This window comes from Flavobacterium sp., from assembly GCF_003525665.1.
GTDB lineage: Bacteria > Bacteroidota > Bacteroidia > Flavobacteriales > Flavobacteriaceae > Flavobacterium.
On record NZ_DQDX01000198.1, the window covers coordinates 9,802 to 18,735 of the forward strand.

Annotated in this window: 10 protein-coding genes; 8 read left to right on the top strand and 2 right to left on the bottom strand. The window is 32.9% G+C overall.

From position 1 onward, the window contains the following. Positions 1–28 precede the first annotated feature (28 nt). Together sufD and DIU01_RS14065 are read left to right on the top strand one after the other, a co-directional pair. Positions 29–1,345: a Fe-S cluster assembly protein SufD gene (gene sufD / locus DIU01_RS14060; RefSeq protein ID WP_290835509.1), complete on the top strand. Its 1,317-nt coding sequence runs from the start codon at positions 29–31 to the stop codon at positions 1,343–1,345. Positions 1,346–1,358: 13 nt separating this feature from the next. Beyond that, positions 1,359–1,640, top strand: coding sequence for a hypothetical protein (locus DIU01_RS14065; RefSeq protein ID WP_290835511.1), 282 nt, complete (start codon positions 1,359–1,361; stop codon positions 1,638–1,640). A gap of 21 nt (positions 1,641–1,661) precedes the next feature. On the opposite strand, the gene DIU01_RS14070 is transcribed toward DIU01_RS14065, so the two are convergent. Then, the gene (locus DIU01_RS14070; RefSeq protein WP_290835513.1) at positions 1,662–3,002 is read right to left on the bottom strand and encodes a serine hydrolase; all 1,341 of its coding nucleotides are present in this window, start codon (positions 3,000–3,002) and stop codon (positions 1,662–1,664) included. Between the two features lie 189 nt (positions 3,003–3,191). On the opposite strand from DIU01_RS14070, the gene DIU01_RS14075 reads away from it, so the two are divergent. From DIU01_RS14075 to DIU01_RS14100, 6 genes are all read left to right on the top strand, one after another. Continuing rightward, positions 3,192–4,406, top strand: a complete 1,215-nt coding sequence (locus tag DIU01_RS14075; protein ID WP_290835515.1) for an aminotransferase class V-fold PLP-dependent enzyme — start codon at positions 3,192–3,194, stop codon at positions 4,404–4,406. A gap of 11 nt (positions 4,407–4,417) precedes the next feature. Continuing rightward, positions 4,418–4,888 carry a hypothetical protein gene (locus DIU01_RS14080; RefSeq protein ID WP_290835517.1) on the top strand — a complete coding sequence of 157 codons (471 nt, stop codon included), beginning with the start codon at positions 4,418–4,420 and terminating at the stop codon, positions 4,886–4,888. A 9-nt stretch (positions 4,889–4,897) separates the two neighbouring features. Then, the gene (locus tag DIU01_RS14085; RefSeq protein WP_290835519.1) at positions 4,898–5,317 is read left to right on the top strand and encodes a SufE family protein; all 420 of its coding nucleotides are present in this window, start codon (positions 4,898–4,900) and stop codon (positions 5,315–5,317) included. Positions 5,318–5,349: 32 nt separating this feature from the next. After that, on the top strand, positions 5,350–5,673 hold the full coding sequence (locus DIU01_RS14090; RefSeq protein WP_035124400.1) for an SUF system Fe-S cluster assembly protein: 324 nt from the start codon (positions 5,350–5,352) through the stop codon (positions 5,671–5,673). Positions 5,674–5,749: 76 nt separating this feature from the next. Next, the gene (locus tag DIU01_RS14095; protein WP_290835521.1) at positions 5,750–6,256 is read left to right on the top strand and encodes a DUF2480 family protein; all 507 of its coding nucleotides are present in this window, start codon (positions 5,750–5,752) and stop codon (positions 6,254–6,256) included. A gap of 97 nt (positions 6,257–6,353) precedes the next feature. Further along, positions 6,354–7,283, top strand: a complete 930-nt coding sequence (locus DIU01_RS14100) for a DUF3078 domain-containing protein (protein WP_290835524.1) — start codon at positions 6,354–6,356, stop codon at positions 7,281–7,283. Positions 7,284–7,485: 202 nt separating this feature from the next. On the opposite strand, the gene hflX is transcribed toward DIU01_RS14100, so the two are convergent. Continuing rightward, entirely contained in the window at positions 7,486–8,709 is a 1,224-nt protein-coding gene (gene hflX / locus DIU01_RS14105) for a GTPase HflX (protein ID WP_290835526.1), read from the bottom strand. Between the last annotated feature and the right edge of the window lie 225 nt (positions 8,710–8,934).

An 8,934-nucleotide genomic window follows, 5' to 3' on the forward strand; every position in this document is an offset into this window, starting at 1 on the left:
AAACAACTGACAACCGACAACAAAATATATGGAATTAAAAGAAAAACTTATATCCTCATTCATGGCTTTCGAAGAGCAAATTGACGTTCATTCAGAACTTCACGATGTGCGTACTTCGGCCATAAAAAACTTTGAAAACAAAGGTTTCCCAACTAAAAAAGAGGAAGCTTGGAAATACACCTCATTGAATACCATTCTAAAAAATGATTATTCAGTATTTCCTAAACACGAAAATGCTATCGAATTTGCTGAGGTAAAAAAATACTTTTTGCACGAAATAGATACGTATAAAGTGATTTTTGTTGACGGAAAATTCTCTTCGTTTTTATCATCAACAACCCACGACGGTTTGGATGTTTGCTTAATGTCATCGGCATTGACCAAACCCAAATACAAGATGGTAATCGATGAATATTTCAATAAAATTGCCAGTAAGGACGAAACATTAACTTCATTAAATACTGCTTTCGCAAACGAAGGAGCGTATATCAACATTCCAAAAAGTAAAGTTGTAGAGAAACCTATCGAAATCATTTATTTCTCAACAGGAATAGAAGATGCGTTGATGGTTCAACCTCGAAATTTAGTCGTTGTAGGCGAAAACGCTCACGTTCAAATTATTGAAAGACACCAATCTTTAAACGAAAATCCAGTGTTGACCAACGCGGTAACCGAGATTTTTGCAAAGAAACGAGCTATCGTAGATTATTACAAAATCCAAAATGATTTACAATCGGCAAACCTAATCGACAATACTTACATTTCTCAAAAACAGGAAAGTTTTGTTTCGGTTCACACGTTTTCTTTTGGCGGAAACATCACAAGAAACAACCTGAATTTCTATCATTTTGGAGAACGAATTGATTCGACTTTAAAAGGAATTACCATTATTGGTGATAAGCAACACGTTGATCATTACACACTTGTAAACCACGCAACGCCAAATTGTGAAAGCCATCAAAACTACAAAACCATTCTTGCGGACAGCTCAACAGGAGTTTTCAACGGAAAAATTTATGTAGAAAAAGAAGCACAAAAAACAGATGCTTTTCAGCAAAATAACAACATTTTATTAGGTGATAAAGCCACAATAAATGCCAAACCACAGTTGGAAATTTTCGCAGACGACGTAAAATGTTCACACGGTTGCACAATTGGTCAACTAGACGAAAGCGCCATGTTCTACATGCAACAACGCGGAATTCCAAAGAAAGAAGCCAAAGCTTTATTGATGTACGCGTTCTCAAACGAAGTAATTGAAAGCATTAAAATACCAGAACTTAAAAAACGAATTACTAAAATTATCGCAACTAAATTAGGCGTTAATTTAGGGTTTGATTTATAAAAATTAGAAGCGAATGGCTTGGGCATTTTTGCCATCCATTTTCCCGCTTTTCGTTACAATAAAAAAGCTTTCCAACACGGAAAGCTTTTTTATTTTCACTACAATCGGGGCTAGATTGGTGATTGTATTGAGTATAAGTCATTATTTTAATAAACATTTTAGAAACAAAATCACACCTAAAATCAGTAAAGCAAAACCGAGCAAAAAACAAATGGTACTAAAAGGATGGCCAATTGTCGTTGTGAAGCCAAAACCCAATAGAAAAAATCCAAATACACAAAGCAATATCGAATAAATAGGTTTTGTGTTCATAATTTTACTTCTTCAAACTCCCAACAACTTCACTCAGAAACCCATTAAAATCAAATTTCTCACTCAATCCCATTCGCACAATTACCAAATCATGACTTGGGAAAACCGCTACCATTTGACCTTGATAACCGCTTGCATAATACATATCTTTAGGAACATTTGGGAATTTTTTGCCAACATTTAACCAAAATTGTGCGCCATAATTACCATAAGAAGTATCGGTTGGTAAGGCTACATAATCTGCCCAACTTTCGTTAAATAATTGTTCGCCGTTCCAGTTTCCTTTGTGTAAATACAGTAATCCAAATTTTGCCCAATCTCTAGTATTTGCCCAACCATAAGACGAACCTACAAAATTTCCAGCCATATCGGTTTCTACCAAAGCAGAATTCATTCCTATTTTGTCAAACAAACTGCTGTACCAAAAATCTAAATATTCTTGATGGGTTTTAAATTGCTTTCTCAAAATTCCACTCAATAAATTGGTTGTTCCAGATGAGTAATTCCAGGTATTATTCGGCTTTCCAACCAAAGGTTTATTGATTTGCGATTGCGTCATGTCTTCTTCAATAAAAAGCATCTTGGTAGCATCACATATTTTAGAATAATTCTCTTCCCATTCCAAGCCAGAATTCATGTGAAGTAAATCGTTGATTGTGATGTTTTTGCGCTCGTCATTTTTCCATTCGGCAATTGGAGCTGGTTTTGAAATGTCGATTTTACCTTGTTTTTGAAGAATTCCAAAATAGGTTGCAGTCAAACTTTTAGTCATAGACCAGCCTAAAATTCTTGAGTTTTTGTTGAATCCTGTATCGTATTTTTCAGCAATAATTTTGTCTTTGTAAATCACAATCACTGAACGTGTTCGCTTGTCTTTTATGCCTTTTTTATCAAAAGCATTTGCAACAGCAGCATTTAATTTTTCGTAATTTATGTTAGAAAAAACAGTGTCTTTGGGTTCGTTATTTCCGTATGGAAAAGGTAAATTGTTCTCTAATTTAGTTCTTTTCGGAACATTATAAGGTTTTGAAACATCAAAATCATCATTAATTAAAGTCGCACCAAGTCCTTCACGGTAAATCGCTTTGCGTTCTTTAAATCCGTAAACTGTTGCTGTTACATATTTTTCAGAATCATTGATGGTGTTTTTTGCCCAATCAATTTTGTCAATATCATTATCGCCTTGCTGGATGGTTTCCAACGATCGATTATCAATAAAATGTCCAGATGCCACACTTTTGGATGCAAATCCAGATATTAAATCGAGTTGTGGATAGATTGCTATTCGAAGATAAACCAAAAGTAATAGCACTAAAACAGCGAAGATTTTAAAGAATTTTTTCATTTACATAAATTTTCAAGCAATTTATAAAATTATTAAACACAAATTTCACCGAATGTCAGAAATTAAAAACTAAATCTGAGGAAATTAAAGAAATTCGAGTCGATTAAAACTTTAATTTTATTAACAAACGTTTGCTAAAATTCCATTTCAAATTGTGTACTTTTGTATTTAGAATTTTTATAAATAAGGATGTTAGATATAAATAAAATAAGAGCCGATTTTCCGATACTTACACAAAAAGTAAACGGAAAACCGTTAGTATATTTCGATAACGGCGCTACTTCGCAAAAACCGAAGGTTGTGATTGATGCCATTGTAAAATATTACGAAGAAATTAATGCCAATATTCATCGTGGTGTTCACACTTTGAGCCAATTAGCAACTGATGCTTATGAGGTTTCTCGTGGTAAAATTCAAAATCATATTAATGCAAAATTCCCACACGAAGTAATTTTTACATCGGGAACAACCCACGGAATTAATGCAATTGCCAATGGTTTTGCATCGATTTTAAAAGCTGAAGATGAGGTTATGGTTTCGGCATTAGAACACCATAGTAATATTGTGCCATGGCAAATGCTTTGTGAAAAAACTGGAGCAAGATTAGTTGTAATTCCGATGAATGATGAAGGTGAATTAATTATTTCTGAATTTGATAAATTACTTTCAGATAAAACTAAAATTGTTACTGTAAATCATATTTCCAATGCGTTAGGAACTTTAAATCCGATAAAATATATAATTGACAAAGCGCATCAATTTGGAGCTGCAGTTTTAATCGATGGCGCGCAAGCTGTACCGCATTTAAGACCAAATGTTCAAGAATTGGATTGCGATTTTTATGTGTTTTCTGGACATAAAATCTGCGGTCCAACAGGAACTGGAATTTTGTACGGAAAAGAAGAATGGCTTAGAAAATTACCTCCATATCAAGGTGGCGGCGAAATGATTGCAACGGTTTCGTTCGAGAAAACTACGTATGCCGATTTACCGCATAAATTTGAAGCCGGAACACCAAATATCGCTGGTGGAATTGTTCTTGGAACTGCAATTGATTATTTGAACGAAATAGGATTTGAAAACATTCAAGCATACGAACATGATTTATTGGAGTACGCAACTTCAAAATTACTACAAATTGAAGGCTTAAGAATCTTCGGAACGGCAAAAGAAAAAACATCGGTAATTTCGTTTAACATTGACGGAATTCATCCATACGACATTGGCACGATTATCGATAAATTAGGTATAGCAGTAAGAACCGGACATCATTGCGCACAACCGATTATGGATTTTTATAAAATTCCTGGAACGATAAGAGCGAGTTTTGCTTTTTATAATTCTAAAGAAGAAATTGATATCTTTGTCGAAGCGGTTATAAAAGCCAAAACGATGTTGTCATAAAAAAATAAATCATGAAAAAAATAGCAGTATTATTAGTTTTCTTTTTCGCAGTTGTTGGTTGTAATAATCAAAAGAAAGTAGTCGAAAATGATTCTAAAACGAAGTCGGAAGTGAACGAATATAAAGTTCCAAAAATAGAATATGAAGCTTCATCAAGAGGATTTTATGAAAAGATAATCATTGAAAACCAAACGGTTTCTGTTGTTAATGAACGCGATGCGAAAGACAATGGAGAAACAGCAAAAATTTCGGATGATCTTAATAAAGAACTAAGTAGTTATTTGAATTCAGTACAATTAGATCAATTAGCAACTTATAAAGATCCAACTCAAAAACGATTTTATGATGGTGCAGCAATTGCAAATTTAAAAATTACAGTTGATGGAGTTGAATACAAAACAGTCGATTTTGATCACGGAAATCCACCAGTTGAAATTGAAAAATTAGTAAATAAAATCGTGTCTTTTGGTGTCAAAAGATAAAATTATAGTATGACAATCAAAGAAATACAAGAAGAAATAGTAGGCGAGTTTTCAATGTTTGACGATTGGATGCAACGCTACGAGTACATCATCGATTTAGGAAAATCATTACCATTAATCGACGAACAATATAAAACCGAAGACAATATTATAAAAGGTTGTCAATCTAAAGTATGGGTTCACGGCGAACAAAATAATGACAAAATTGTCTTCACTGCAGATAGCGATGCCATTTTAACAAAAGGAATAATTGCAATATTAATTAGAGCATTTTCCAACCAAAAACCATCCGATATTTTAGAAGCAAATACCGATTTTATTGATGAAATTGGATTAAAAGAACATTTATCACCAACTCGCGCCAACGGATTGGTATCGATGATAAAAGAAATAAAAATGTACGCTTTGGCATTTAATGCTAAAAATTAATAAATAAATACTGAAACAAATTCAGCATAAATATGGAAGAATTTAAAGACGAAATAAACTTAGGAGAAAGCGTAGTAAAAGTATTAAAAGGCATTTACGATCCAGAAATCCCTGTTGATATTTACGAACTAGGATTAATCTACGACGTAATGATTAATGAAGATAACGAAGTAAAAGTTTTAATGACTTTAACCTCGCCAAATTGCCCTGTTGCAGAAACTTTACCTCGTGAAGTAGAAGAAAAAGTGCAAAAAATAGATACCATTAAATCGTGCGAAGTAGAAATTACTTTCGATCCGCCTTGGAGCAAAGATTTAATGAGCGAAGAAGCAAAGTTAGAACTAGGAATGCTTTAAAAATAATTGGCAGTTTTTAGTAATCAGTTGGCAGTTTGTTCTTGATTACTAAAAATTTAAAACTTAATACTTTAAAATGGACGAGATTATTAATAAAGTAGCCAATTCTGTGCTAGAAGTTTTCGATTTGGAAGATTTTTATCCAAAAGAAGTTCGAACGCAAATTGATATTTCACAATGGCTTTACGAAGGTTTTCTGCTAAAAGAAAAAGACTTTCGTGAAGCATTGAAAAATCACGATTGGTCACAGTATCAAAATCATTATGTTGCAGTAAATTGCTCAACAGATGCTATAATTCCGGCTTGGGCAAGTATATTGGTTACACTTCATTTAGCACCATTTGCCAAAAAAGTAATTTCTGGTAATTTGGCCAATTTAGAATCGGCGATTTATCAAGATTTACTCGAAAAAATTGATTATTCTGTTTACAACAACAAGCCTGTAATTATAAAAGGTTGTTCTAAAAAACCTGTTCCAGAAAGTGCTTACGTTCTTGCGGCACAACATCTTCATCCATTTGCAAAAAGCATTATGTATGGCGAAGCTTGCTCGGCTGTACCTTTATTTAAGAGCAAAATGTAGAAATAATTCTACAAAAACCGCTGATTTTCTTTACTTTATAATTTTCATGGATAAAAATGGATTAGTACATTTGCGTATAAATTCAAAACTGAAAAACATGAAAAAAATTTTACTTTTATCAATGCTGTTTTTTGCAATTACATCTGCTAATGCGCAAAATACAGAAAAAGAACTTGCTCAAAACACAGAGAGAGCAGCTAAAAAATTAAACGACACAATTGGTGACGGATGGAGAAAAAAAGGAACGGTTACTTTTCTTTTCAATCAATCTAGTTTCAAGAATTGGGTTGCTGGAGGAGAAGACAATATTGCTGGAAACCTAGGATTAAACTACGATTTTAACTACAAAAAAGGAGATTTAACTTGGGACAATAAAATCCTTGCATCTTATGGATTAGTTCAAACAAAAAACTCCAATTTCGAAAAGAAAACCGATGATAGATTAGAGTTCAATTCCATCCTTGGGAAAAAAGCATTTGGCGATTGGTATTACTCATTTTTCGTAAATTTTAGAACACAGTTTACTAAAGGTTTCGTTTATGGAACAGATGCAAACGGTGCCGAAATTAGAACAGAAAACACCAACTTCCTTTCACCAGGTTACTTAACTTTTGGTCCAGGTTTATTCTGGAAAAAAAGCGATAATTTAAAAGTAAATTTAGCACCGTTAACTTCTAAAATCACTTTGGTAGATAAAGATTATACTTCAGTTCCAGGATATGTAGACGGAACTTATTTTGGTGTAGATGCCAATAAATCATTACGTTACGAGTTAGGTTTTTATGCTTCAGGATATTATAAATTCAATATCATGGAAAACGTTTCTGCAGAAAACACTTTAAATTTATACAGCAATTATCTAGAAGATCCACAAAATGTAGACGTAGATTACACGCTTGCAATTGTGATGAAAATCAACAAATATTTCTCAACAAATCTTGCCTTTCAAGCCGTTTATGACGACAACGCTTTCCAAGGTTTACAAACAAGACAAATCTTTGGTTTAGGAATCAATTACGGATTCTAAAATATAAATTCTCACACAAAAGCTTCTAGAAATAGAGGCTTTTTTTTTTGGGCGAATGGCCGCGCTTTCCATTACAAGTCCTCACAAAAAAGAGGTGGTTCTAAGCAGTAAAAAGAGCTTCTTTCAGTCGCTTTTTTACTACAAGAACCACACTCTTTTTTTGTTCCGGGCTTTTCATTTCAATCGCTATCGCGACCTGGAATTATTCAACCACAATATCTTTAAAATCAGGATATAAAAACTTATTATAAGGAAAACGAGTCACATGAATTTCACGAACTTTTTCATAAATACGTTCTCTAAATTCTTCAAAATTCTCTTTCTCTATTGCCGAAATAAACAAGGCATTTTCAGCACCAACATTACTCATCCAAGTTTGTTTCCATTCGTCAAGAGTATAATGTTTCGTCGTTTTCTCGGTAATTAAATCGTCTTCATCAATAGTCAAATGTTTATAAGCATCAATTTTATTAAAAACCATAATTACAGGTTTATTGTTGCTCTTAATGTCCATCAAAATCTGATTCACAGACGCAATATGATCTTCAAAGTCGGGATGTGAAATATCTACAATATGAAGCAATAAATCGGCTTCACGAACCTCGTCCAAAGTACTTTTGAAAGATTCAATCAATTGTGTAGGTAATTTTCTAATAAAACCAACAGTGTCAGAAAGTAAAAAAGGTAAATTTCCAATAACTACTTTTCTAACTGTTGTGTCTAACGTAGCAAAAAGTTTGTTTTCTACAAACACTTCACTTTTACTAATCACGTTCATCAAAGTAGATTTTCCAACATTGGTATATCCAACTAAAGCAACACGAACCATAGCGCCACGATTCCCACGTTGCACAGATTGTTGTTTGTCGATAATTTTGATTTTTTCTTTCAATAATGAAATTCTATCGCGCACAATTCGTCTATCGGTTTCAATCTCAGTTTCACCTGGACCACGCATACCAATTCCTCCTTTTTGACGTTCAAGGTGCGTCCAAAGTCCAGATAATCTTGGTAATAAATACTGGCATTGCGCCAACTCTACTTGAGTTCTAGCATACGAAGTTTCAGCACGTTGCGCAAAAATATCCAAGATAAGATTGGTTCGGTCTAATATTTTCGCATCAAGAATAACTTTGGATATATTTTTTTGTTGTGAAGGCGATAATTCATCATCAAAAATCACTGTAGAAATGTCATTTTCTTTGCAATACAAAGCAATTTCATCCATTTTACCTGTTCCTAAAAAAGTCTTAGGATTTGGCTTGTCCATTTTCTGCCAAAATCGTTTAACAACTTCGCCTCCAGCAGTAAATGTCAAAAATTCTAACTCATCTAAATATTCTGTAAGTTTTTCCTCACTTTGACTCTGAGTTACAACGCCCACAACCACAGTTTTTTCAAAATTTATTTTTTCCTTTTCTATCATAATTTCTTCTTCTCTTGCAAAAATAGATAAAATGCACAAAATATCCGACAATCAGTAATTTAAATTTTTGGAAGACATTTTAATTTAGTTAAAAACTGGATTTTTATCACTTTATTTATAAATTTTGTTAAATTTGGAGATTAAAATCAAACAAACACAGTTAATCATTTAATTAAAAAAATCATTTGATGAAGAAAATTACTTTACTAATCGTTACTTTATTTC